Raw genomic sequence first — 24377 nt, forward strand, 5'->3', positions numbered from 1 at the left:
CGAGTGGTCTTACTTCTTGAACGTTTCGACCTTGTTGAGGACGACGTCGTCGCGCGGGGCGCCGTCGGGGCCGCCGTCCCGCGTACCCAGGGCGGCGACGGACTGGAGAGTGTCCAGGCCGCCGGTGATGCGCCCGAACGGGGTGTAGTTCGGCGGCAGCTGGCTGTCCCGGTAGACCAGGAAGAACTGGCTGCCATTGGTGTTCGGGCCTGCGTTGGCCATGGCGACGGTGCCTGCCGGGTAGGTGGCGCCTGCCAGATTCTCGTCCGGGATCTGGTAGCCGGGGCCGCCGGTGCCGGTGGCCGTCGGGTCACCGCACTGCAGCACGTAGATGCCGTCGGTGGTGATCCGGTGGCACTTGGTGTGGTTGTAGTACTGCTCGTTGGACAGGAAGGCGAACGAGTTGACCGTCTGCGGCGCTGCCGGATCGAGGTCGATCTGGATCGGCCCGCAGGTGGTGTCGAGCGTCGCGGCGTAGCTGGCACCGGGCTCGGTGGCTGGGCCGGGCGCCGGATAGGTGCGCGCGGTCACGGCGCCTTCCGTCGGCGGATTGCACTGGACGGGCTGCTGGGTGCGCACGCTCCAGGTATCGGCCGAAACGCCGCCGGATGCGAACGCCGCGAGCGCTGCGGCGACCGCCGCGACGCCGACGACCCGCAGCACGCCGCGCGGTACCCCGAACCGCCACCCCTGCTTGATGCCTAAATGCCGCCCCTGCACTTCGCTGCTCACCGCTAGGAATCTCCTTCATTCGGATTGCGCACCGGACGATGCCGTGCCGAATCATTCCATCTCGCCGCCGATAGCGTGCTGGGACCGCCTCGATCACTGCGGAATCCGCATGCTCCGGGGCCCCTCGCATAACCAGCAGGTTCTTCGCATACCCGATGCATGTCTGTGGGCTATGTGAAGGGGTTCAGGCCCGGCGAACGCGGCGATAGGTGGGTGCCGCGGCGGTGGCGGCCGTGAGTTCGGTGGCGAGCCAATCCAGGTCGCCGTCGGCGAGCGCCGAGACGGTGATGCGGAGGTGGTCGGTCGGCGGATGGTCGCCGACGCTGAACGGCCCACCGGGCGCCGCCTTGATGCCCGCCGCGGCGAGCGAGATCATGGCGGCGTTCTCGTCGGCGACGGGCAGCCAGAGATTGATGCCGTCCCCGCGCGCGACGGCGACGCCGCGACGGGCCAGGGCGCGACGGAGTTCCGTTGAGCGCCTGCGGTATTCGGCGCGAGCGGTGGTGACGGCCCGGATGGCCGCCGGGTCGTCGAGCATGCTCAGCAGGACGCGCTGGAGCAGCCTGCTGGTCCAGCCCGCGCCGAGCATCCGGCGTTCGATGACCGGGTCGAGCAGGTCCGCCGGCCCGCCCGCCACGGCCAAACGCAGGTCGGCGCCGTGCGATTTGGAGTACGACCGAATGTGGACGGTGCGCCGGGGGAGCCGGCTGCCGAGGGAACGCAGTGCGGCGGCGGCGATTCCGGCGGAGTGATCATCCTCGATGATGAGAGTGCCCGTGTCCCGCAGGATGTCGGCCAGTTCGCGGAGGCGAGCTGCGGTGAGCGACACCCCGGTGGGGTTCTGGGCGCGCGGTTGCAGGATCAGCGCGGTGGCACCGTGCACTGCGACAGCGCGCGCGAGTTCCTCGGGCAGCAAACCGGATTCGTCCATCCGAACGGGCACCGGCCGGGCGCCGAGGCCGGCGAGCAGGTCGAGAAACGGTGGGAAGCAAGGGTCTTCGACCGCTACCGCGTCCCCGAGCCGGACGTGCGCGGACAGCAGCCGGTCCACGGCGTCCAGCGCACCGTCGAGGACGGCGAGCCGTTCCGCGCGAAACGGCCAGTCCGCCCGGACTTTCGCGGCCAGCTCGGGCAGCACCGCCTCGCCCAGATAGTCGGCGGCGAGGTCGCTGGCCCCGTCCTTGGTGAGGTCGCGCAGCGCGGCGCCCAGATCGGGCAGCAGTTCCGGGTCGGGCGTGCCACGGGACAGATCGACGCGGAACGCGCTCAACGACGGCGGGTGCAGCCGCTGGTAGCGGCCGACGGCGGTGCCGGACCCGTTGGTGGCGGCGGCGCCGACGAAGGTGCCTGCCCGGCCGCGCGCGACGATCGCACCGGCGGCGGCGAGCGCCCGCCACGCCTGATTCACGGTCGCGGGCGAGACCTTCAATTCGCGGGCGACTTCGCGGACGGTGGGCAGCCGCGAGCCCGGTGTCAACGTCCCCGAACGGATCAGCCTGCTGACGGCCGCCGCGATCCCCGCGGGCGTCCGGTCGGCCAGGTCCGCGATGAACCGCCCCGACCCGTTCGTGGAGGCCATAACCTCGCCGATTCGCTCGCTCACACCGTCATTCTGCGTCGGGGGCGTCGCCGGAACTACGACCAGGCTCGAGGTTTACGGCTACGAAACTGTTTCCGCAATCTTGTAACACAACCGAATTGGTTCGCAGTGAAGTATAACAAAGCATGGGAATCGTTCGAGCGGCGCTCGTCCAGACCAACTGGACCGGCGACAAAGAGTCCATGATCAAAGCGCATGAGGATTACGCCCGCCAGGCGGCCGCGCAGGGCGCGAAGGTGATCTGCTTCCAGGAGTTGTTCTACGGCCCGTACTTCTGCCAACTGCAGGACGCGAAGTTCTACGAGTACGCGGAGTCGGTGCCGGGTCCGACGACGGAGCGATTCGCCGCGCTGGCAAGGGAATTGGGCATGGTGATGGTCCTGCCCGTGTACGAGCAGGAGCAGCCCGGCCTGCTCTACAACACCGCGGCGGTGATCGACGCCGACGGTAGTTACCTCGGCAAGTACCGAAAACACCACATTCCGCACGTCAACGGCTTCTGGGAGAAGTTCTACTTCCGGCCGGGCAATCTGGGCTGGCCGGTGTTCGACACCGCCGTCGGCAAGGTCGGCGTCTACATCTGTTACGACCGGCATTTCCCGGAGGGCTGGCGCGCGCTCGGCCTGGCGGGTGCGGAGATCGTGTTCAACCCGTCCGCGACCTCGCGTGGCCTGTCGGGCTACCTGTGGAAGCTGGAGCAGCCCGCCTCCGCGGTGGCCAACGAGTACTACATCGGCGCAATCAACCGGGTCGGCATCGAGGAGTACGGCGACGACGACTTCTACGGGACCAGCTACTTCGTCGACCCCGAGGGTAAGTTCGTCGGCGAGGTCGCCTCGGACACCGATCCCGAACTGGTGATCCGCGACCTCGACCTGGATTTGATCAAAGTGGTCCGTGACCGGTGGGCCTTCTACCGCGACCGCAGGCCGGACGCCTATGGCCCGCTGGTAGCTCCCTGAGAGCGGGTGCGGATCACATGGCACTGACCTTCATCCACGGCGGCACGGTGGTCTCGGCCACCGGATCGCAACTGCTCGATGTGCTGGTGGACGGCGAGACCATTGTCGCCGTCCTGCAACCCGGCGCCACCGCCCTCGGGGCGGACCTGACCACCACTGCCGAGACCGTGATCGACGCGACCGGGAAATACGTGATTCCCGGTGGGGTAGACGGACATACGCACATGCAGATGCCGTTCGGCGGCACCGAGGCGTCCGACACCTTCGAGACCGGCACCCGCGCCGCGGCCTGGGGCGGTACCACGACCATCGTCGATTTCGTGGTGCAGACGCCGGGGGAGCGGTTGCAGGACACGCTCGGCGCGTGGCATCAGAAGGCGGCGGGCAAGTGCGCCGTCGACTACGGCTTCCATCAGATCATCGGCGAGGTCAACGACGAATCCCTAAAGGGGATGAGCGAACTCGTGTCCGAGGGTGTGACCAGCTTCAAGCTGTTCATGGCCTACCCGGGTGTCTTCTACTCCACCGACGGCCAGATCCTGCGCGCCATGCAGGCGGCGGGCGATCTGGGCGCGCTGCTGATGATGCACGCGGAGAACGGGATCGCCATCGACGTGCTCGTCGAGCAGGCCATCGCCCGCGGTGACACCGCGCCGTACTTCCACGGCACCAGCCGCCCGTGGCAGATGGAAGAGGAGGCCACGCACCGCGCGATCATGTTGGCGCAGTTGACCGGTGCGCCGCTGTACGTGGTGCACGTATCGGCCAAGCAGGCGCTGGAGCAGATCGCCACCGCACGGGGCGACGGGCAGAACGTCTTCGGTGAAACCTGCCCGCAGTATCTGTACCTCTCACTCGAAGAACAGTTGGGCGCACCAGGTTTCGAGGGCGCCAAATGGGTCTGCTCGACACCGCTGCGGTCCAGGGCCGAGGGGCACCAGGACGAGCTGTGGCGCTACCTGCGCACCGGCGACGTGACCACGGTCAGCACCGACCACTGCCCCTTCTGCATGAAGGACCAGAAGGAAATGGGCATCGGCGATTTCAGCAAGATCCCGAACGGGATCGGCGGCGTCGAGCACCGGATGGACCTGATGTTCCAGGGCGTCAAGAGCGGCAAGATCTCGCTGGAGCGCTGGGTCGAGGTGTGCTGCACCACGCCGGCCCGGATGTTCGGCATGTACCCGCGCAAGGGCGTGATCAGTCCCGGCGCGGACGCCGACATCGTGATCTACGACCCCAACGGGCACACCAGCATCGGGCTCGGCAAGACCCACCACATGAACATGGACTACTCGGCCTATGAGGGCTTCGAGATCGACGGTCACGTCGACACCGTGCTCTCCCGCGGCCGGGTGGTCATCGATGACGGCTCGTACCTGGGCAGCGCCGGGCACGGCCGGTTCGTCAAACGTGCACTGTCACAGAACCTGATCTGACACCCGCAGCTCCCGCACAGCTGTATCCGACTTCGAAACGGAGAGTGCCGCATGGACATCGGTGTGGTGCTGCAATGCACACCCCCCGCCTCCCGGGTGGTCGAACTGGCCAGACAGGCCGAGACGCACGGGTTCTCGCACGTCTGGACGTTCGACTCGCACCTGCTGTGGCAGGAGCCCTACGTCATCTACAGCCAGATCCTCGCCGCCACCCGGAAAGTCGTGGTCGGCCCCATGGTGACCAACCCGGCCACCCGGGATTGGACGGTGACCGCGTCGACCTTCGCCACGCTGAACGACATGTTCGGCAACCGCACCATCTGCGGCATCGGCCGCGGCGACTCGGCGGTGCGCACGCTCGGCGGCAAGCCCACCACGCTGGCCACCCTGCGGGACGCCATCGAGGTGATCCGGGAGCTCGGCAACGGGCGCAGCGCCCGGGTCGGCGACACGATCGTGCGGTTCCCGTGGGCCGGTGACTCCCGGCTCGAGGTCTGGATGGCCGGATACGGCCCGCGCGCACTGGATCTCACCGGTGAGGTCGCCGACGGGTTCATCCTGCAACTCGCCGACCCGGACATCACCGCGTGGACCATCGCCCGGGTGCGGGCCGCCGCCGAGCGAGCCGGGCGCGACCCCGGCGCGGTGAAGATCTGTGTCGCCGCACCGGCGTACGTCACCGACGGGTCGGATGCGGCATTGGCGCACGCTCGTGAACAGTGCCGCTGGTTCGGTGGCATGGTCGGCAACCACGTGGCCGATATCGTGTCGAAATATGGTGCGGGCAGCGAGGTTCCGGCTGCGCTGACCGAATACATCGCGGGCAGGCAGGGTTACGACTACAACCAGCACGGGCGCGCGGGTAATACGCACGCGGATTTCGTGCCGGACACCATCGTGGACCGCTTCTGCCTGCTCGGCACACCGGATGATCAACTGACGCGGTTGCGGGAGCTGGAAAAGCTCGGGGTCGACCAGTTCGCGGTGTACCTGCAACACGACGCGAAAACCGCGACGTTGGAGGCGTACGGCGAGTCGGTGTTGCCGCGGCTGGCGCATCCGGTCACCGCCACGGAGGTGGTCTGATGGTCGAGGCGGATTACAGATGAGGTTGCGTACGGCACGGGCCGTGTACGCGGTCGCCGTGCTGGTGTTGGTGCTCGGCTGCTGGGAATTGGTGAAACTCGTTGTCCCCGAAGGTGGAGTGAGCATCGGGGACCAGCGGATCCTGCCGCGCACCGGAGACGGGGCGCTGCCGCACGTGTGGGCAGTCCTCACGGTGCTCGGCGAGCGGGACGGCAACGGGACGGTGGGCGTCACCCTGGTGCGGACCGCCGGATTCACCCTCGGCCTGGCGTTGCTCGCGCTGTTGATCGGCACGGTCATCGGCGTGCTGCTCGCCGTGGTGATGCAGCGCTTCGCGTTCGTCGAGCGCGGCTTGCTGCCGTACATCATTGTGTCGCAAACGGTTCCGCTGATCGCGCTGGCGCCGCTGGTCGCCGGGTGGGGCGGCAAGATCGTGATCGCGGGGGAGCCGTGGCGGCCGTGGATGAGTATTGCGGTCATTGCGTCGTACCTTGCGTTCTTCCCGGTGGCGGTCGGCATGCTGCGCGGACTGCAGGCACCGTCGAAGGCGTCGGTCGAACTGCTGCACAGTTATTCGGCCAGCTGGTGGGAAACCTTGCTGCACTTGCGGCTTCCTGCAGCTGTCCCGCACCTGCTGCCCGCCTTGCGGTTGGCTGCCGCGGCCTCGGTGATCGGGGCGGTCGTCGCGGAGATCTCCACCGGTACCGCTGGTGGCATCGGGCGCCAGATCATTGTCTTCTCCCAGCAGGCCACCGGTGATGCCTCGCGGCTCTACGCGGCGGTCCTGGCCGCCGCGCTGCTCGGTGTCGTCGTCACCGCGGTGGTCGGCGTGGCCGAACTGGCGCTGCGTCGCTACAGCAGGCCTGTCGGGGCCGCTCGGCCTTCGGGAGGCGATCGGTGAGGGCCCGTTCGTGCGCTGATCGGGTTCGGGCGGTCGCCGGGTGTACCGCAATGTGCAGCGCGCCGCCTACAGGGAGTGGCCACCTCGAATCTGCGCTCAGTTACTACCGCCGCCCGCGCGGCAGCTCATCAGGAGGTACCCGTTGACCGTCAAAGGACGCCCAGGCGCCACAACCGCAGAGGGGGCGCAGGTTTCGGGTGACGGGCAAACTGGCGCCGTCGAGCGGCCCGACGCCATCGTGGAGGGCAGCGCGGCCGGGCAGGACAGCGCCGACGGACAGACCAGTACCGTCGAGCAGCCCGACGCCGTCGAGCAGGGCAATGCGGTCGGGCAGGGCAGCGCCCTCGGGCAGGCCAGTGCCGCCGAGCAGGGTACTGCCGCCGAGCGGGGTAGTGCCGCTGGGCAGGGTAGTGCCGCTGGGCAGGGTAGCGCCGCTGGGCAGGGTAGCGCCGCTGGGCAGGCCAGCGCGGTCGAGCCGAGAAGCGCCGGAGCCACCCTCACCGGCACCATAGCAACCGCCGAAAGGACTGCGGCAGTCCAGCTGACCGGCGTCGACAAGGTCTACACCGCGGGCTCCGTTACTGCCCTCTCGGATGTGTCCCTCACCGTCGCACCACGCGAATTCGTCTCCTTGATCGGCCCTTCCGGCTGCGGCAAGTCCACCCTGCTGCGCATCATCGCCGACTTGGAGCAGCCGACCGGCGGCACCGTGACGGTGCACGGCAAAACCGCGCGGCAGGCCCGAATCGACCAGGACTACGGCATCGCCTTCCAGCAGTCCGGCCTGCTGGATTGGCGCACCGTCCAGGCCAACGTCGAGTTACCGCTCGAACTGCACAAGGTGCCCAAGAGCGAACGGCGTTCGCGCAGTGCGGAATTGCTGGAGATGGCGGGGCTGACCGATTTCGCCAAGCGCTATCCGGCCGAGCTGTCCGGCGGCATGCAGCAGCGGGTGGCGATCGTCCGGGCGCTGGCCCCGAAACCCTCGCTGTTGCTGATGGACGAACCGTTCGGCGCGCTCGACGAGATGACGCGCGAGCGGATGCAGGGCGAGCTGCTGCGGATCGCGGGGGAGACCGAGGCGGCCGTGGTCTTCGTGACCCACTCGATTCCGGAGGCGGTGTTCCTGTCCGACCGGGTCGTCGTGATGTCGCCGCGCCCGGGCCGCATCACCGAGATCGTGCCGACGGGCGGCTGGGGTAAGCGTGACGCGGCCGAGGCTGGCGACGAAGTCCGTTCCAGCCCAGCCTTCTTCGCGGCGGTGGCCGCCGTGCGCGCGGCGCTGCGCGACGGGCACGGCGACAGCGGCGCGGTGGCGGGGCGGGAGCTCCGATGACGTCCTGGAAGACGGCGCTGCCGTGGCGAACGGTGCTGCCGCCGTTGCTGTTCGGCGTAGGTAGTCTGGCGCTGTGGCAGGTGCTGACCGTCGCCGCCGGTGTCCCGTCGTTCCTGCTGCCCGCGCCGACGGCCATCGCGAGCGAATTCACCGAGAACTTCGACCGCATCGCCGACGCCGCGACCGCGACCGGAACCAACGCCCTGATCGGCCTGCTGGTGGGTGCGGTGCTCGGCATCGTGGCCGCGATGTTCGCCGTCCGGTTCCATCTGGTCGACGGACTGCTCAGCCCGCTCGCCGCCGGCGCAGCGGCCGTGCCGATCGTTGCCCTTGCGCCTTTGCTGAATTCGATGTATTCGACCACCACGGACACCCCGCGCCGCATGGTCGTCACCATCGTCGTGTTCTTCCCGATGTTCGTCAGCACGGCCAGGGGCCTGCGCCAGGTTCCGCAGGTCCATACGGATCTGATGACGTCGTACGCGGCGGGCGGCTGGCAGATCACCCGCACCGTGCGACTGCCCGCGGCGCTGCCGTATCTGTTCACCGGCCTGCGCATCGCGGCACCCGGCGCGGTGATCGCGGCGGTCATCGCCGAATACTTCGGCGGTTTGCAGAACGGGCTCGGCAGCCGCATCACCTCCGCGGCGGCGAATACCGCCTACCCCAGGGCGTGGGCGTACGTGGCGGGCGCCGTGCTCGTCGGCCTGATCTTCCTGGCCGCCGTCCTACTCCTCGAATTCCTCACCCGTAGACCACGCACCACCCTCTGGAGATCTAGATGACGAAGTCCCCCAAGCGATTCCGGATCGGGCTCGCGCTCACCGCGCTGGCCGCGACCGTGCTGACCGGTTGTAGCACCACCGACAGCGGCTCCACTACCACGGCCGACGGCCTCACCAAGGTGCGCCTGCAACTGCAGTGGTTCAAGCAGGGGCAGTTCGCGGGCTATCTGGCCGCGGTCGATCAGGGCTTCTACAGGGAGCAGGGCTTATCGGTCGAGATCCTGGACGGCGGAACGGATATCGTCCCGCAGACGGTGCTGGCGCAGGGGCAGGCCGACTACGCCATCGCCTGGGTGCCCAAGGCGCTGGCCTCGCGCGAGGCGGGCGCGGGCATCACCGATGTCGCGCAGATCTTCCAGCGTTCCGGCACCAAGCAGGTGTCGTTCAAGTCCGACAACATCAACGGTCCGGCCGCGCTGCGCGGCAAGACCGTCGGAAACTGGGGCTACGGCAATGAATTCGAGTTGTTCGCGGGCATGACCAAGGCGGGCATCGACCCGGCTAAAGACGTCAAGCTGGTGCAGCAGCAGTTCGACATGAACGCCTTCCTGGCCAAGGACATCACCGCCGCCCAGGCCATGTCCTACAACGAGTACGCCCAGCTGCTGGAGACCAAGAACCCGGCCACCGGAAAGCTGTACACCGCAGACGATTTCGCCACCATCGACTGGAACGACGAAGGCGTCGCCATGCTGCAGGACGCCATCTGGGCCAACACCGAGAAGCTGCAGGACGCCAAATATCAAGAGCAGACCGTGAAATTCATCGCGGCCTCGCTGAAGGGCTGGGTGTTCTGCCGCGACAACCTGGACAAATGCCGGGACATCACCGTCGCCGCGGGCTCCACGCTCGGCGCGACGCACCAGCAGTGGCAGATCAACGAGGTGAACAAGCTGATCTGGCCCGCGCCCGCCGGGATCGGCATGGTCGACCCCGCCGCCTGGGCCCGGACCGTGCAGATCGCCAAGAACACCAAGAACCAAGAGGGCGTCACCGTCCTGAAGAAAGATCCCGACGCGAGCGCTTACACGAGCGAATACGTCACGAAGGCACTGGAATTGCTGAAGTCCGGTGGCACCGAGGTGACCGGAGCGGGATTCGCCCCGAGCCAGGTCACCCTGACCGAAGGGGGTAAGTGATTTGACCGATCACGTCTTCTATCCGTGGGCCGCGCAGGCCGAGCTGAACCCGGCGACGATCGTCGGTGCCTCGGGCTCGCACTTCTGGGACGACAACGGCAATCGGTACCTCGACTTCTCCTCGCAGTTGGTGAATGTCAATCTCGGACACCAGCATCCGGACATGATCGCCGCGATCATCGCCCAGGCGCAGCAGCTGGCCACCATCTCGCCGACCGTCGGCAACGAGGCCCGCAGCGAACTGGCCAGGCTGATCGTCGAGCGCGCACCCGGCGAGCTGAACCGCATCCTGTTCACCACCGGCGGCGCGGAAGCGGTGGAGCACGCGGTGCGGCTGGCGCGCAGCTTCACCGGCCGCACCAAGATGCTGGCCGCTTACCGCTCCTATCACGGCGGTACCGGTGTGGCGATCGGGCTCAGCGGTGAACCGCGCCGCTGGGCCGCCGAGCCGACCAACGTCGACGTGGTGCGGTTCTTCGGCCCGTACCCGTACCGATCCCCCTGGGGCACAAGCACTCCCGAGGAAGAAACGACCGCGGCGCTGACCCACCTTCGGCAGGTGATCGAGCTGGAGGGCCCGCAGAACATCGCGGGCCTGATCCTGGAGACGGTGGTCGGCACCAACGGCGTGCTGATCCCGCCGCCGGGCTATCTCGCTGGTGTGCGCGCGCTCTGCGACGAGTTCGGCATCGTCTACATCGCCGACGAGGTGATGGTCGGCTTCGGCCGGGTCGGGCAGTGGTTCGCGGTGCAGGCCTTCGACGTCGCACCGGACATCATCGCCTTCGCCAAGGGCGTGAACTCGGGTTACGTGCCGCTCGGCGGCGTGCTCATCGCCGAACGGATCGCGCAGCGCTACGACCACACGGTCTATCCCGGCGGCCTCACCTACGCGGGACATCCGCTGGCCTGCGCGGCGGGTGTCGCCTCGATCGGCATCTTCGAGCGCGACGGCATTCTCGACCACGTGCGCTCGGTGGGCACCGACGTGCTCGGAAAAGGCCTGCGCGAGTTGGCCGCCCGGCATCCGAGCGTCGGGGAGGTGCGCGGTCTCGGGTTCTTCTGGGCGCTCGAGCTGGTGCGTGATCCGGCGGCCAGGACACCGCTGGTTCCGTTCGCCGCCGCCGGTGCCGCCGCCGAGCCGATGGCGAAGGTGACCGCCGCCGCCAAGGCCCGCGGTCTGTGGCCGTTCAGCGTGGGCAACCGTTTCCAGATCGCGCCGCCGCTCACCACGTCGGCGGACGACCTGCGCACCGGCCTGGAGATCATTGACGAGGTACTGGAGGTCGCCGACGGCTACGTCAGCTGACCCGAGGTAGCAGGGTGGCGTGCGCGCGACGACGCCACCCTGCTACTACGGACCGATCACCCCATGTCGTCGGGTTGCCCTTCCCGGAACACGGCCAAAGCGGCCGGCTGACTGGCGAAGTCGAGCTTCTCGGCCTGGTGCGCGACCTCGCCGTCGGTCGCCAGCGACACCGGAGCGCCCTCGACCTGAACGTTCAGGCGTCCGGCGCGCCGATGCACGTAGGTGTGCGAGCGGTTCAGCGTCCCGGTGAAGGTGGCGAAGATCAGGCGCAGCCGCGAAAAGCGAAGGTCCGCCCGCAGATACCGGATGTCGAGGGTGCCGTCGCTCAGGCGAGGACGCGACATCGGGATCTGGTCCGCCGGGTCGTACGCCCCGTTGCCGACGAACAGCATCCAGAGGTCGTTGCGTTCGCCGTCGACGACCGCGCGCAGCGGCTCGGCCCGGAACAGCACGCACAGCATGGCGATACCGGCCGCGGGCCATTTGCCGATCCGCCGTTCCCAGCGCTCCCGCAGGTGGACGAAGTCGGGGTAGCCGCCGAGGCTGGCAGTGTTGACGAAGGTGCGCTCTTCCCCGTCGTCCAGCTTCACCTGGGCGGTGTCGACGAGCATGAGCTGACCCGCATCGAGTGCGGCGAACGTCGTCGCGGACTCCTCGACGCCGACATCCCGCGCGAAGTGGTTGAGCGTGCCGCCCGCGAACACCGCCAGCGGAAGGCTGTGCCGCACAGCGGCTTCCGCCACGGCCGACACCGTCCCGTCGCCGCCGAGCACGCCGAGGGCCGCGATGTCGTCGCGTCGCACCCGCTGATCGATCTCGGCATCGAGGTCGATGTCGCCGCCCAACTCGAGCAGCTGCGCCGCGGGCAACCGATTACGCAGCAGCGCAACCTCTTCGGCGCCGTCGCCGGGGCCCGACGACGGGTTGACCACCAGCAGCATGCCGCGTCCGTCGGGCAGCGGTTCGGTTCGCTTCGCCGGACCCAGGGCGGCGGGCTCATCGTCGCGCACCGCCCACCATCGCCTGGTGCCGAGCGCGACCCCGGAGCCGAGCGCCGCGCCGACCACCACATCGGAGGGCCAGTGCACGCCGATGTGCACCCGCGAGTAGGCCACCGCGACGGCCAGCGGCGCGAGCACCGCGGCCGTCCCCGGCGACTCGAGCGCCACCGCGGTGGTGAACGCCGCCGCGGAGGCCGCGTGGCCGGACGGGAACGACGAGGAGACCGGCGGCTTGACCAACCGCCGCAGCAGCGGCACCGCCTGCACCGGCGGCCGTCGCCGCGGGAACAGCGGCTTGGCGACACCGTTCGCCAGGCCGCTCGCCATGCCGACGGCGGCCAGGCCGCGCACCGCACCGCGTCGCTGAGATCGCCCGCCCGCCACGAAAAGCCCGGCGGCGATGGCCATCCAGAGCCGACTGTGGTTGGCGCTCATACTGAGTGACCGCAGGAACTGGTCGGCGGGCGAGGCGCGCCAGTGCGCGGTGCGCTGCACCAGGCGGCGATCCAGGGTGTTGATCGAGTTCATTCGTTTACGCATCGAGTCGAGCTTATCCAGCCAGGCACTGCTCAAACGGTGTCGCCACGATGGTGTCGGCGTGCCTCGGTACCCTGCCTGCATGACATCTGGGCAGACCGAGATCTGGCACAACCCGCGGTGCACCAAGAGCCGCAACGCCACCGCGTTCCTGGACGAGGCGGGCGTCGAGTACTCGGTGCGGCGCTACCTCGACGAGCCGCCGACCGCCGACGAGTTGCGCGCCGTGCTGCGCAGGCTCGGCGCCGAACCGTGGGACATCACCCGCACCGGCGAGCAGATCGCCAAGGATCTCGGCCTGTCCGGCTGGGGTCGCACCCCCGCCGACCGGGACCGATGGATCGCGGCACTGGCCGAGCACCCGAAACTGATCCAGCGGCCCATCGTGCTCACCGCGGACGGCGGCGCGGTGGTCGCCCGCGACGAGGCGGCGCTGCGCGAACTCGGGTGAACGAGACGGTCCGCACACTGCGGACCTATCCCCGTTATTGGTGTCCCTGCCACCGCGAATCAGGCGGTAGGGTCGGCGAATATGAAGGTACAACTGCGCCATAACCCCGCATCGGCCATCGCGCGGTGCTTCCTCGCGGGCGGCGAGCCGATGCGGGTCGAGAGCGGCGCCATGGTCGCGCACTCGGCGGGAGTCACGTTGGCGGCCAAGGCCGAAGGCGGCATCCTGGCCGGGCTGAAGCGCTCGGTGCTCGCCGGGGAATCGTTCTTCGTCTCGACGTTCACCGCGCCGCAGCAGGGCGGCTGGGTGGACGTGGCGCCCGCACTACCCGGCGACATGCTGAATTTGCAGATCACCCAGGACCGCCCGTTCTTCATCAGCCGCGGCGGCTGGATCGCGAATTCCCATGGGGTGCAAGTGGAAGGCAAGTGGGGCGGCTTCGCCAACCTGTTCGGCGGCGAGGGCGGTTTCGGTCTGCGCGCGCACGGTGAGGGCGAGGTCGTCGTCGGCGTCTTCGGCGCCATCGATGTCATCGATCTGCAGCCGGGGGAGCCGATCACCATCGACACCGGGCATGTGGTGGCCTACGACCTGGCGATGAACTTCACCATCCGGCGGGCGGTGGTCGGGCGTTCCATCCAGTCGCTGAAGTCCGGTGAGGGCTTCGTCTTCGATTTTGTGGGGCCGGGGCGGGTGCTGCTGCAGACGAGGAATCCTGGCGCTTTCGCTGCGTGGGCTAGTTCGGTAGCCTCCTCCGGGTAATCCGGCGCGGCGATCATCGGTGTTCCCCCGGTGTTCAGGCATCGGCCATGTCGGTCGTCGAAGCTCCGGTGCTTCATCGGTATAGCCAAACAAACGGAGAATTCATGGAACTGCTCGAAGTTTTCGCCAACCTGTTCGCCACCGTCCTCTCGCTGGGCAGCGGCAGCGCGTCCTGACCCCGCTCAGCTGAGCAGATCGCCGACGAGTACCCGGGTGTCCGGCACGAACGGCCAGTCCGGGTCAGCCAGGTGGGCGCGCAGTTCCGCGTCGGTCCACCACCAGCCGTCGGCGATCTCCTCGGGCTGGTGGCGGATCGGTCCGTCGTAGCGCAGTTCATAGGCAAAAACGTGGCAGCGCATAGGTTTTCCCTGCCACTCACCATCCCAGGCCACCCGCGCCAGCGGTCGCGGTTCGGTCCCGGTCAGTGTGATGCCGAGTTCCTCGGCGAGTTCCCGGACCGCGGTTTCCTCCGGGCTTTCCCCCGGCCCGACCACCCCACCCGCCAGACAGTCGTGCATGCCCGCGAACACCATCTTGGTGTCGGTGCGCCGATGCACGTAGATCCGCTCGCCGTCGCCGGACCGAACCAGCACACCGGCACTCGCATGCCAGATCCCCGCGCGGTACACCTCCGCCCGATCGGCGGCGCCGACCACCCGCCCCGCCGCGTCGTAGACGGCGATCATCTCGGACTTCTGCTGGACGCGTTCCGGCTGCGCTGACACCGCTCGAGGGTAACCCCCGCAGCGACCAGCGCTGGACCTGTGTCGGGGTGGGTGCGTCGGCGCACCCACCCCGGTCCTCATCGGCGCCGGATGGGTTTGGCACCCGGTTTGGGGGCCGACTGTGCGCGGACCACCGCTGTCCGCTCGGCCTCGGCGGCGGCTTCCGCGTCGAGCCGGCGATAGACGAGGTGCTGCTGGGCGAGGGTGCAGGCGTTGTTGGTGACGAAGTACAGCAGGATCGCGACCGGGACCAGCGCGCCGCCGATCAGGGCGAACGCCGGGAAGGCCCACAGGGTGAGCGGGCGCATCATGGGGAGCTGGACGGTGGTGTCCTGCCGGGACAGCGACGCGCGTGCGGTGAAATGCGTTGCGACAGCGGCGATCAGCATCAGCGGGACGGCGACGGCGGCCACCGTTGCCAGGAGATCGCCGGTGCCGGCCAGGATGGCCGACAGTGGGGCGCCGAAGATCTTCGCCTGCAGGAACGACTGCACATCGGCGGCGCTGAAGACGTAATTGGGCGTCGCGGCGTTCTGCTCGGGCGTCATCGGGGTCGCGATGGCCTGAAAGGGCAGATGAGCGAGGGCCCCGGTGCGGTCGAACGAACGCAGCACATGAAACAGGCCGAGGAATGCCAAAAGCTGACCGATGAGCGGAATCAGTGTCGCGAAGCTATTGATGCCATTGTCTTTATAGAGTTTCTGTATCTCGACGGCCTGCTGCCTGCGATCGGTCGCGTATTTTTGTTTCAAGCCGGCGACCTTCGGCTGCAATTTTTTGACAATAGCTTGGCTGCGCGCTTGTTTGAGAAAGGGCACAAAAAGGACGGCGCGCAGCGTGAGCACGAGGAAAATCACCGAAAGCACCCAGGCGAGTGCGCTCGCCGGACCGAGAGCCGCAGCGAAGACGTAGTGCCAGAGCCACAGAATGGCGGACACCGGGTAGTAGACGAAGTCGAGCATGAGAGCACCTGACTGTGGGCGTGCGGAGGCGCACGAGAACGGAAGGGGTCGACGACAACGCCGACGCACACCCGCACCTGGTGCGGAGTGGACGTCAGGCGGTCGCGAACCCTGGCGCTCGTGGGCGCGGGCGCCCGGGGGTGTCAGGATTGCTCTGGCGCAGGAACGAGCCGCGCCGGCGGCGTTGCGCGGACGGCGGCGGGCCGGAACCGACCAGCGGGAGCGGCAGCCGGGCCGGTGGGTGCACCGCGGCGAGCGCGACGAACAGCGAGGCGGCGACGAGGCCGACGGCGGCCACCGAACCCGGCTCGCCCGCCGGAATCACGAAGAGCAGCAACGCGGGCAGCACGAATGCGAAAACCGCATACGTCGTCAGCCTGGCCCGCGAGATCATGCTCCGAGCATACTGCCCGTCGTCGCCGCCGGTGTGCCGACGGACGGGCCGGCCCTTACAGGCTGATGTCCCAGTCGATGTCGGGACTCATCATCGACGGCGGCAGCCCGAAGGTGCGCCGGCAGGTGCGGGTGAGGTGAGCGCTGTCGGCGAAACCGGCCGACGCGGACGCGGTCGTCATGTCGTCACCGGCCATCACGCCGTTCATCGCGATGTAGAGCCGCAGCCAGAGGATGTAGCGCCGCAACGGAATACCGACCTGCTCGGTGAACAGATGGGTGAGCCGAGTCGCCGAGATCCCCAGCTGTCGCGCCACATCGGAGCCGCGGACCGAGCCGTCCTTGACCATGTCGGGCAGCAGCTGCAACGCCGCGGTCACCACGCCGTGCCGATCGTCGCGGTCGGCTGCCTTGTTGTCGCGCAACAGGTCCGTGAGGATGTCCGACACGTGCCCGGCCAGCCTGCCCTGCCCCGGATCGACGTTGAGACTCTGCACCCAACCGTGCAGATGAGCGCGCCGATCGGCGGCCGCTCCGGCGACGGTCTCCGGGTCGAGGTAGACCGCGATACCGTGCGCGGCCCCGCCGCAGACCCGGTGTGGCGCGTCGGTGGGCACGATGAGGTGACTGCCTTCGCGCCGCACCCCGCTGCCGTCCACGACCATGACGGGGGTACACGAGGCCATGATCTGCACGGCGTGATGGGCGTGCAGTTCGGTCGGTAGGACCTCACCTTCGAAAGCCAGGATGCCCGGCCGTAGCAGTGCGGTGCCCCGCCACTGCACTTCGGCGTCCGATGACGTCGTTGATTCGTTGCTGACCAGAGCCTTCATCGTCGGACGCTCCCGGCTTTCACGAGATTTCTCTCGCTGGATCCTGTGCTGAGACTATCGGGTTCGACTACCCGGCAGTCGTACTTTCTCGATGGTCGCGGCCCGAACAGGGCCGCGATCCCGCGACTCGACGCCCCCGTTGCCGGGGTCGCCGAGCCTGCAGGTCTAGCGGGGTGGACGCGGTGCGTGGAGCGATCGGTCATACCCGGACCGAGATCGCCGCGGACAGGGTCGCGGCGACCTTGTCGAGGAACTCACCGATCAACGGTGCTGCGGTGGGCGTCGCGGGGAAGCGGGTGCGCAGGGCGAGCCCGTCATCGGTGCGGGTGAACCACAGCTGCACGTCGTCCAGCGGTGCGCTGCGGCTGAGCTGTGCCGGATTGCGGGGCACCGTGCGGGTCGTATCGCTGCGCGAACCGCCGGGTAGTCGCCGGTAGTCGGTGTAGGAGACGCTGAACAGATCCTGCCTGGTCCGGCGCAGATCACTGCCCATCGCGGCGAGGACGCGGTTGGCGGGCACCTGCGCCAACCGCTGCCCAGACCGCACCGCGTCGTCGGCGGCCTGCGCGGTGGCGCAGAAGTCGTGCGCCACCGGCACATGCGCAGGGGCGTTCGACACCAGCCAGCCGAAGGTGTTGTGGTGTCGCGGTTCCCGCCGGGTGTGCACGGGAAACACCAGGTCGATGCCGGTGCGGCCGCCGAGTTCGGCGGCCGCCATGGCCACCGCCGCGAGCAGCGCCGCGAACATCGAATACCCGTCGGCACGCGACTTGCGGTGCAGCGCGTCGGTGGCCATGGCGCCGAGCAGCAGGCGCACATCGCTGCCGAACGGCGCCACCGACCCGGCGGGCAGGCCGAGGTCGAGCGGGAAGTGCGGCAGGTCGTTGCCCGCCGCGTGCAGGAAGTCGCGCCACGAGCGGATCAACGGCCCGGTCGCCGCCGCCGGAATGGCGGCTTCCCTGGTCGAATAGGACAGGAAACTGCCCGGCTCGGGCAGCCGGTCGGCGGCCGCGACGGCACCGTCGTGGCCGTCCTCGCAGGCAGCCCGGTACAGCTCGTCCAGCTCCGCCACCGCGATGGTGATCGACCAGGCGTCACACACCGCGTGGTCGAATCCGCAGACGATGGTGGAGGTTTCGGACCTGCTGACCGCGCCGAGGAAGTACGGCGCGAAGGTGAACGGCGAGCACGCCTGATCGAGCCGGCCGCCGAGGACGGTGCGCAGGTCCTCGGTGGTCGCGGTCTCGACGGCGGGCTGGGGGAGGAGGCGAATGTCGCTGTCCACCACCACGTGCACCGAGGCGGGCTTGCCGTCCGCGGGGCGTTCGAAGCTGCAGTGCAGGGCGTCGTGGCGCGGTAGCCACACCGAGAACGCCGTCTGCAAGGCGGATTCGTCGATCGGACCGGCCACGTCGAAGGTCGCGGCGAGCCAGGTCGTCGGCCCGGTTGAGGCCAGGTGGATCGCCTGGTTGGCTGAGGGTGGTGTCGCGTCCGGGGTCGGGCCGGGCTCGGCGACCGCGGTCCATTCGAGCAGGGTGCCCGGTGGTGCATTCAGTTGATCGAGAAAAAGCAACTGCATCATGACCTCGCGAGAGCTGGTGCGGTGACCGCGAAATCGCCGGTCTCGGCGATGGCGCGCAAGGTGGTGCGGATCTGCTCCAGATACTCGGCGGCCGACTTGTGCGCGACCGGCGTGTCCGGATACATCATCGTGACGTGCAGCCGCTCCAACTCCCGGTTGAACCAGATCGGCGAGGTCTGCCCGATCTTGCTGCGGGAGCCGAGACCGTTGATGCCGGAGACGCCGGGCAGCGCGGCCTCCAGTGCCGGACCGGACACCGCGCGCATGTCCAGGTAGGACACCCACGGCCAGTCTGTCGTGACCGGCAGCGGCGCGCCGGTGAGCTCGGCCGCCCGGTCGAGCGCGGCATGGATCGGGACGTTCGACAGCGGCTTGGTCCAGTCCAGTGCGACACCGGCTCGGCCGATCAGGTCGGTGAACCGCTGCGCCCCGTCGAGGTCGAACGCGATCGGCATCAGGTTGATGAACCAACCCTGCGCGAGCTGGTACTGCGGCTCGCTCCGGGTGCCGACCACATTCATGCCCAGATAGCTTGTCCGGCCTGCGAATTCGAGCTCGGCCAGCGCGACCGCCGCGTACAGGCCCGCGGAGAACGAACCGCCCGCGTTCTTGCACGCCGCGGCGAACGCGTCGATTTCGGCCGCATCGAGCATGTCGACCTTGGTGCCGAAGCTGTCGGCCACCTCACCGGGCGCGAGGCCGAGCTCGATCGGCAGCGGGCGGACCTGGTGGGCCTTCTCGGCCAGCAGGCCTGCCAACTGCTCCAACTCCGGCGGCCGTGCGGCGACGGCGGCGCGCTCGGTCCGCGCGAACTCGACGTAGCTGCCGACCGGCGGCAGCACCGGCTCCTGGCCGGTGCTGAACGCCGTGTAGAGCGCGTGGAATTCGTAGGTGGACGTGAGCACCGACATGCCGTCGGTGAACGCGTGGTCGGCGCTGTAGACGATGGTGAATCCGTCCGCACCGTGATCGATCGCGCAGCAGACGATGGCCGGCCAGCGCGTCGGGTTGGCGTTCGCCTTGAACTTCGCGACCAGGGTGTCGCGCAGCTCGCCGCTGTCGGTGAAGGTGTCGAGGGTGTGGGTTTCCAGGTCGACCGCTGCCGGGTCGAGCAGGTATCTGGTCAGCGCGAACCCGCCGTCGGCTTCGTCGATCCGGAACCACGAGCGCAGTGTCTCGTGGCGCTGCAGGAACGCGATGTAGGTCCGGCGCAGTGCCTCCGCGTCGAGCGGGCGCGCGATCGTGAAGCAGAACGAGAGCTCGGAGGCGAGCGGGTCGTCGGTCTGCCTGCGCGCCGACCAGCGGCGGATGTGCGACTCCTGCAGGTAGGTCGCGGGAATGTCGGAGGGCGCGGTGGTTTCGGTGGCGGCCTGGCTCGCCGCCGTGGTGGTGAACTCGAGTAGCACGCCGGGTTTCGGCTGCCAGTGCTCGGTGAGGGTCATCTCTACCATGACAGCGGCGCTCCTTCGATCGGACGGATTCGGGCGTCCCCATAGCGGGTGAACTCGGCGAGCAGGTCGCGCATCCGCAGCACATGCCGGTGGATGTCGCGGGTCGCCTTGGTGGTGCCGGGATAGCGCATGTTGAGCGTCACGCCCTGCTGCGTGCGGACGAACCAGAAGAAGAACTCGTCGGCCGAGACGTTGCGGCTGCGCAGCCAGCGGGTGTTGGTATCGACCCAGGTCGGGGCCGACTGGGCGCCACGTACGTCCATGTACGACACCATGAACGAGATGCGCGGCCGGGTGCCGAGCAACTCGCAGACCCGGCCGAACGGCACCGTCGCCGCGCCACGGGTGCGCCGCAGCTCTTCACCCGCGGGCTGGATGAGCTCGGCGAGATTGCGCGCCGGACCGCAATCCAGCTGGAACGGCGCGAGCCCGACGAACCAGCCGAGCGTGTCGGCCCACTGCGCTTCGGTGCGCGTGTGCAGCGGGATCACCGTGCGGAAATCCCGTCCGGCGCCGAGCTCGGTGGTGGTCACCGCGAACGCGGCGAGCAGGGCCGCGAACAGCCCCTGGCCCTGTTCCCTGGCGACCGAGGCCGCCGCGTCGGCCGCGTCGGCGTCGAGCACCTCGACCGACAGATTGCGCTGCGGCACCCGCCGCGACGAAGCCTCCGCGGGACCGGTGAACTCGATCGGCGCCGCGGCGACCTTGCTCAAGGTGCCGCAAGGCAGGGTGTTTTCGGTGTTCTCCGGGAAGAACGTCCGCCAGGTCTGCACGGCCGGGTCGTCGGCGGTGGCCGCGGTGGCGCGGACGCGCTCGTCCTGGCAGAAGTCGACGTAGCTGCCGGTGTCGCACAGCTGCGCGGACTTGCCCGCGCGGACCGCGTTGTAGAGCGCGTGCAGTTCGCCGCCGGTGGAGACGGTGGAGTACCCGTCCATGATCGAGTGATCGGCGGCGAACACGACGGTGAAGCTGTCGCGGCCCGCGATGGTCACGGCGACGTAGGAGGGCCAGCGCAGCGGCGAGGTCCCGTCGTCGAGTAGCCCGTGTACCAGGCGATATGTCGCCATCGTCGAGGTCGGCGCACCCGCGTCGACCGGTTGGACCCGGATGTCGCCGGGCGGCAAGGTGTATCTGGCCGGCTGGCCGCCCTCGATGGCGACATGCGAGCGCAGACCCTCGTGCCGGTCGATCCAGGCATCGAAGGCGGTACGCCAGGCCTGCGGGTCGAGCGGTCCGTCGATCCGGAACGCGTGCCCGAGCCAGTAGTGGCGCCGATCTCGTATTCGACTGTGTTCCACCGCATCTCGAAGATGATGCTCGTGATTGTAGGAAACGGCGCGAGTATCTCGCGGCCAGTCGGCCCAGTGTGAAGTGGCAGTCGGGAGCCACTCGATCACACGGCCGCTCGGCAACGGATAATCGGCCAGTTCGATGAATTCCATGACACACCTTCAGCTGCCCATCGGCCGTTCCCCATGCGCGGTAAGGGAATTGCCGATCCGAATAGTGACAAGAATTTCGGCCTGCATCCGAGAACTTTGTCCGTACGGTTCCGGGACGTCATCGTCGGACCGGAACGAGACAAACTGTAGAAGAAATTCTTGGTGAATGCGTGGGTGAGCCTGATCACCGATATTTGCCTCGATATCGCGGACAACGGCGTTGCGGGCAACGCAATGGGGGAGTGCGACGCCGCTGCCAGCGGCAATGTTAAACACTCAATGTTCAGGTAGCTGATAGATTGCCGGACAATGTGTCTCAATGCACCTGGAATTCATCCCAGGTTTGCATGATCTTTACAGCTACCAACCCTGAAGGCGGGCTAAACGTAACCTGGGTCACGCCCGAATTATCCGGTTCAGCCCGCCTTACTCGCCTGTCTCAGCCGCCGAACGCGGACTCGGGCGCCAGCGGCACGACCAGGCTCGACGGCCGGGCCGCGTCCCGATGGAGCTGCTGAGACGAACCGAGTAATCGCGGCAAATCGGTCGGAATGGGCATGGTCGACGGGAAGGTGCCGCTGGTGATCCGTAGTCGCAGCGCGTGTCCGGGTGCCAATCGATAGAAGGTGGGGCGGATCTTGATCTCCAGCTTGGTCACCTCGCCGGGCGTCAATAGCTGCTCCGCGTCCTTGCGGACCACGTGTTCCGGCGCGTAGATGGTGCCATCGGTTGCGCGCCAAGTCTTTTCATCGTTCAGCGTACGCTGGCTGGCCAACTGGGAGCCGCCGGTGATGTTGACCGCCGAACCGTCCGGCGCGACATCGTCGAGCCACACCTGGAAGGCGGCGTCGGTGCTGGTCGAGGACGCGTACAGGGTGACGCTGCTCGGGCCGGCCAGCACGGTCGGCTCGGCCACCGGGTCCATCGTGTAGCGGCGACCGGCCACCGGTTCCTGCACCCACTCCGTGCAGGGGTTGTAGGCGTTGAACAGGCGGAACAGGAAGTCGAACAGGCCCGCGCTGTACTGGCCGAGAGTCTGCCGGTTGCAGATGGAGTCGATGCCGGTGTAGTCGAGCCGATCCGACGCGTCCTCGACCGCGGGCGGTTGCGTGACAAGTCGATCGCCGTCGAAATACCGCTGCTGAACGGTCGCCTGCTCGAACGGATAACGCGCGGCGCTGACCGCCGTATTGTTCGGGTCGATCACATGCAGTGTTTTGTCTGTTTTGTCTATTCCATTCGGAATGTCCTTCAGCCACCGGTCGAACCAGGCCACGGTGATCATGTCGGTGTCCAGCCGGGAGCCGGGCCCGAAGCCGAGGCCGACGTGGTACCACGGGCCCATCAGCAGCTGGAACCGTCCGTCGGGCGTCTGCTCCGGCGCCATCGGCGCGAACTGGTCGCGGCCCGCGGCCAGGTTCTGCAGCTGGGAGTAGTTGCGCCACGGGCCTTCCTGGTACAGATCCCACAGGCCGCCGACCTGGTACATGGCGATGCCGTTCTCAACGACCTTGTTCAGGTCGGTCTCGAAGCGGCGGTCCTGCCACCACTGACCGTCGTAGGCCAGCGGGCCGCCGCCGTACGCCTCCAGCAGGAGCTTGATTGTGCTGTCCGAGGAGACGACCGCCTGGAGATGGTCGACGAGCGTCTTGATGAACATCTGCGGTGAGACCACCGCGGTCATGAATGGGCCGATCAAGCTCAGATACGGCACCAGCACCGAGATGGCGGTGAGCAGGATCGGGCTCATCATGCCGTCGTGGCCGAGCACCTCGTTGAAGATGTTGTTCGGCATGGCCATCGGCACGATCGCCTTCAACGGCGAACCTGGCGCGACGGATTCGGCCGTGCGCAGGGCGGACAGCGCCGGGAACGAGTACCCGAACATGCCGACCTTGCCGTTGGAGCCGGGCAGCTTCGCGGCCCAGTCGACCAGCTGGGCGCCGTCGAGGCCGTCCTGCTGGGACGCGGGGTTCCAGGCGCCGGTCGACCCGCCGGTGCCGCGCACGTCGGCGATCACCTCGATGTAGCCGCGCCGCACCAGCATGTCCTGAGCGCTGGTGGCCTGGTTGATGATTCGGCGCGCGTCCTTCAGCTGATCGGGCAGCGGGATGTGCAGCGTGTCGATCACGCTGGTCACCGCCGCGGCGAGCGCACTGGACACCGCGCCGTAGGTGGTGAAGTTGACGACGACCGGGAACTCGCCCGTGGCGCGCTGGCCGGTGACGGGGTCGGTGGGGTAGCGCACCTCGGTCTGCAACTGGGTGCCGTCCGCGAGCGGAACGATGTGTCCCAGTTCGTAAGCGATGCCATAGCGCTCGGGCGTCGGCTGATAGTCGGCGGGCAGGCCGAAGTTCGCGGGCGCGTTCGGGACCGGACCCGCGGTGGGCACGGCGTTCGCGGCGGGAGTGAGCTGGATGATCAGGCCGACGGCGGTGATGGCGGCGACCGGCACAGCGCGGCGGAAGGCCCGCGCCCGGAATGCAATTCTCAACTACCTGAACCTTTGCTGGCTGTGGTCGAAGCCGGGCGGCCGGCTACCCGTCCGCCGGCCGGTACCGCGGTTCGAGTGCCGAGTCGGGCCAACTGATCCCGGATTGTGTCCGGAGGTGCGGTGGCTACGCCTGACCTCATCGTCGTCCTTCAGCACAACGCATAAACGGGGTGCCGCGACACCGGCAATTCGCTAGAGGTATCGACGAGTCTTTGGGAAAGTGCCTAAATTTGCGGTGTTTAGTGGGTTCGAGGGTGGCGCACCCAGATATGGCACAACGCCAGCCGGCTCTGGAGCGAGTCGCCGTTTGCGCTGCGCCGCTGGGGTAGCCGGTGGTGTCGGGGATTGCGGCGTCATGTCGGGGATTGCGGCGTGCACGGGGATTGCAGTGTTGGTGCGGATTGCGGTGCGACGCGGGCGATTACGCGCGATGCCGTCCCGATTCGGCGCGATGT

At 68.2% G+C, this 24377-nt stretch carries 22 protein-coding genes; 11 read left to right on the forward strand and 11 right to left on the reverse strand.

What is annotated here, in order from left to right:
* Positions 1-9: 9 nt before the first annotated feature.
* Entirely contained in the window at positions 10-732 is a 723-nt protein-coding gene (locus tag IBX18_RS37040) for a peptidylprolyl isomerase (RefSeq protein ID WP_306796572.1), read from the reverse strand.
* Positions 733-916: 184 nt separating this feature from the next.
* The gene (locus IBX18_RS37045; RefSeq protein WP_306796573.1) at positions 917-2335 is read right to left on the reverse strand and encodes an aminotransferase class I/II-fold pyridoxal phosphate-dependent enzyme; all 1419 of its coding nucleotides are present in this window, start codon (positions 2333-2335) and stop codon (positions 917-919) included.
* 122 nt (positions 2336-2457) lie between these two features.
* On the opposite strand from IBX18_RS37045, the gene IBX18_RS37050 reads away from it, so the two are divergent.
* The 8 genes from IBX18_RS37050 to IBX18_RS37085 all read left to right on the forward strand — a co-directional run bounded on the left by IBX18_RS37050 (position 2458) and on the right by IBX18_RS37085 (position 11289).
* On the forward strand, positions 2458-3294 hold the full coding sequence (locus IBX18_RS37050; RefSeq protein ID WP_107657710.1) for a nitrilase-related carbon-nitrogen hydrolase: 837 nt from the start codon (positions 2458-2460) through the stop codon (positions 3292-3294).
* 17 nt (positions 3295-3311) lie between these two features.
* On the forward strand, positions 3312-4733 hold the full coding sequence (gene hydA, locus IBX18_RS37055) for a dihydropyrimidinase (protein ID WP_194838089.1): 1422 nt from the start codon (positions 3312-3314) through the stop codon (positions 4731-4733).
* Positions 4734-4784: 51 nt separating this feature from the next.
* Complete coding sequence (locus IBX18_RS37060; protein ID WP_194838090.1) at positions 4785-5819, forward strand: TIGR03842 family LLM class F420-dependent oxidoreductase; 1035 nt, start codon at positions 4785-4787, stop codon at positions 5817-5819.
* 19 nt (positions 5820-5838) lie between these two features.
* Entirely contained in the window at positions 5839-6720 is an 882-nt protein-coding gene (locus IBX18_RS37065; RefSeq protein ID WP_194838091.1) for an ABC transporter permease, read from the forward strand.
* A gap of 142 nt (positions 6721-6862) precedes the next feature.
* On the forward strand, positions 6863-8056 hold the full coding sequence (locus IBX18_RS37070) for an ABC transporter ATP-binding protein (RefSeq protein WP_228542355.1): 1194 nt from the start codon (positions 6863-6865) through the stop codon (positions 8054-8056).
* Complete coding sequence (locus IBX18_RS37075; protein ID WP_194838092.1) at positions 8053-8841, forward strand: ABC transporter permease; 789 nt, start codon at positions 8053-8055, stop codon at positions 8839-8841. Before IBX18_RS37070 ends, IBX18_RS37075 begins: the two co-directional genes overlap by 4 nt.
* Positions 8838-9980 (forward strand): ABC transporter substrate-binding protein, encoded by a 1143-nt coding sequence (locus IBX18_RS37080; RefSeq protein ID WP_194838093.1) that lies wholly within the window; start codon positions 8838-8840, stop codon positions 9978-9980. Before IBX18_RS37075 ends, IBX18_RS37080 begins: the two co-directional genes overlap by 4 nt.
* Position 9981: 1 nt before the next feature.
* Positions 9982-11289, forward strand: a complete 1308-nt coding sequence (locus tag IBX18_RS37085) for an aspartate aminotransferase family protein (protein WP_194838094.1) — start codon at positions 9982-9984, stop codon at positions 11287-11289.
* A 56-nt stretch (positions 11290-11345) separates the two neighbouring features.
* On the opposite strand, the gene IBX18_RS37090 is transcribed toward IBX18_RS37085, so the two are convergent.
* On the reverse strand, positions 11346-12830 hold the full coding sequence (locus IBX18_RS37090) for a bifunctional phosphatase PAP2/diacylglycerol kinase family protein (protein WP_194838095.1): 1485 nt from the start codon (positions 12828-12830) through the stop codon (positions 11346-11348).
* A 79-nt stretch (positions 12831-12909) separates the two neighbouring features.
* On the opposite strand from IBX18_RS37090, the gene IBX18_RS37095 reads away from it, so the two are divergent.
* The 3 genes from IBX18_RS37095 to IBX18_RS42910 all read left to right on the forward strand — a co-directional run bounded on the left by IBX18_RS37095 (position 12910) and on the right by IBX18_RS42910 (position 14216).
* Positions 12910-13278: an arsenate reductase family protein gene (locus IBX18_RS37095; protein WP_194838096.1), complete on the forward strand. Its 369-nt coding sequence runs from the start codon at positions 12910-12912 to the stop codon at positions 13276-13278.
* Positions 13279-13359: 81 nt separating this feature from the next.
* Positions 13360-14040: a TIGR00266 family protein gene (locus tag IBX18_RS37100; RefSeq protein WP_107657703.1), complete on the forward strand. Its 681-nt coding sequence runs from the start codon at positions 13360-13362 to the stop codon at positions 14038-14040.
* Positions 14041-14087: 47 nt separating this feature from the next.
* Positions 14088-14216, forward strand: coding sequence for a hypothetical protein (locus IBX18_RS42910; protein ID WP_255528229.1), 129 nt, complete (start codon positions 14088-14090; stop codon positions 14214-14216).
* A gap of 6 nt (positions 14217-14222) precedes the next feature.
* Here the strand turns inward: IBX18_RS42910 and IBX18_RS37105 are convergent, their stop codons facing one another.
* From IBX18_RS37105 to IBX18_RS37140, 8 genes are all read right to left on the reverse strand, one after another.
* Complete coding sequence (locus tag IBX18_RS37105; protein WP_194838184.1) at positions 14223-14726, reverse strand: NUDIX domain-containing protein; 504 nt, start codon at positions 14724-14726, stop codon at positions 14223-14225.
* 116 nt (positions 14727-14842) lie between these two features.
* Positions 14843-15727, reverse strand: a complete 885-nt coding sequence (gene yidC, locus IBX18_RS37110) for a membrane protein insertase YidC (protein ID WP_194838097.1) — start codon at positions 15725-15727, stop codon at positions 14843-14845.
* Positions 15728-15821: 94 nt separating this feature from the next.
* Positions 15822-16121 carry a DUF6412 domain-containing protein gene (locus IBX18_RS37115; RefSeq protein ID WP_107657701.1) on the reverse strand — a complete coding sequence of 100 codons (300 nt, stop codon included), beginning with the start codon at positions 16119-16121 and terminating at the stop codon, positions 15822-15824.
* Positions 16122-16176: 55 nt separating this feature from the next.
* Positions 16177-16953 carry an AraC family transcriptional regulator gene (locus IBX18_RS37120; RefSeq protein ID WP_147128584.1) on the reverse strand — a complete coding sequence of 259 codons (777 nt, stop codon included), beginning with the start codon at positions 16951-16953 and terminating at the stop codon, positions 16177-16179.
* Positions 16954-17152: 199 nt separating this feature from the next.
* Positions 17153-18535 carry a condensation domain-containing protein gene (locus IBX18_RS37125; RefSeq protein WP_194838098.1) on the reverse strand — a complete coding sequence of 461 codons (1383 nt, stop codon included), beginning with the start codon at positions 18533-18535 and terminating at the stop codon, positions 17153-17155.
* Entirely contained in the window at positions 18532-19986 is a 1455-nt protein-coding gene (locus IBX18_RS37130) for a condensation domain-containing protein (protein WP_194838099.1), read from the reverse strand. The genes IBX18_RS37125 and IBX18_RS37130 overlap by 4 nt, the downstream gene beginning before the upstream one ends.
* Complete coding sequence (locus IBX18_RS37135; protein ID WP_194838100.1) at positions 19980-21284, reverse strand: condensation domain-containing protein; 1305 nt, start codon at positions 21282-21284, stop codon at positions 19980-19982. The genes IBX18_RS37130 and IBX18_RS37135 overlap by 7 nt, the downstream gene beginning before the upstream one ends.
* A gap of 583 nt (positions 21285-21867) precedes the next feature.
* Entirely contained in the window at positions 21868-23922 is a 2055-nt protein-coding gene (locus IBX18_RS37140) for a CocE/NonD family hydrolase (RefSeq protein ID WP_194838101.1), read from the reverse strand.
* Positions 23923-24377 lie beyond the last annotated feature (455 nt).

Source organism: Nocardia sp. XZ_19_369 (assembly GCF_015355715.1).
GTDB lineage: Bacteria > Actinomycetota > Actinomycetes > Mycobacteriales > Mycobacteriaceae > Nocardia.

Excerpts from the sequence above, each read along its gene's own strand:
- IBX18_RS37050 (WP_107657710.1), top strand. The coding sequence starts at position 2,458 with ATGGGAATCGTTCGAGCGGCGCTCGTCCAGACCAACTGGACCGGCGAC.
- hydA (WP_194838089.1), top strand. The coding sequence starts at position 3,312 with ATGGCACTGACCTTCATCCACGGCGGCACGGTGGTCTCGGCCACCGGA.
- IBX18_RS37060 (WP_194838090.1), top strand. The coding sequence starts at position 4,785 with ATGGACATCGGTGTGGTGCTGCAATGCACACCCCCCGCCTCCCGGGTG.
- IBX18_RS37065 (WP_194838091.1), top strand. The coding sequence starts at position 5,839 with ATGAGGTTGCGTACGGCACGGGCCGTGTACGCGGTCGCCGTGCTGGTG.
- IBX18_RS37075 (WP_194838092.1), top strand. The coding sequence starts at position 8,053 with ATGACGTCCTGGAAGACGGCGCTGCCGTGGCGAACGGTGCTGCCGCCG.
- IBX18_RS37080 (WP_194838093.1), top strand. The coding sequence starts at position 8,838 with ATGACGAAGTCCCCCAAGCGATTCCGGATCGGGCTCGCGCTCACCGCG.
- IBX18_RS37090 (WP_194838095.1), bottom strand. The coding sequence starts at position 12,830 with ATGCGTAAACGAATGAACTCGATCAACACCCTGGATCGCCGCCTGGTG.
- IBX18_RS37095 (WP_194838096.1), top strand. The coding sequence starts at position 12,910 with ATGACATCTGGGCAGACCGAGATCTGGCACAACCCGCGGTGCACCAAG.
- IBX18_RS37100 (WP_107657703.1), top strand. The coding sequence starts at position 13,360 with ATGAAGGTACAACTGCGCCATAACCCCGCATCGGCCATCGCGCGGTGC.
- IBX18_RS42910 (WP_255528229.1), top strand. The coding sequence starts at position 14,088 with ATGTCGGTCGTCGAAGCTCCGGTGCTTCATCGGTATAGCCAAACAAAC.
- IBX18_RS37105 (WP_194838184.1), bottom strand. The coding sequence starts at position 14,726 with ATGATCGCCGTCTACGACGCGGCGGGGCGGGTGGTCGGCGCCGCCGAT.
- yidC (WP_194838097.1), bottom strand. The coding sequence starts at position 15,727 with ATGCTCGACTTCGTCTACTACCCGGTGTCCGCCATTCTGTGGCTCTGG.
- IBX18_RS37115 (WP_107657701.1), bottom strand. The coding sequence starts at position 16,121 with ATGATCTCGCGGGCCAGGCTGACGACGTATGCGGTTTTCGCATTCGTG.
- IBX18_RS37120 (WP_147128584.1), bottom strand. The coding sequence starts at position 16,953 with ATGAAGGCTCTGGTCAGCAACGAATCAACGACGTCATCGGACGCCGAA.
- IBX18_RS37125 (WP_194838098.1), bottom strand. The coding sequence starts at position 18,535 with ATGATGCAGTTGCTTTTTCTCGATCAACTGAATGCACCACCGGGCACC.
- IBX18_RS37130 (WP_194838099.1), bottom strand. The coding sequence starts at position 19,986 with ATGGTAGAGATGACCCTCACCGAGCACTGGCAGCCGAAACCCGGCGTG.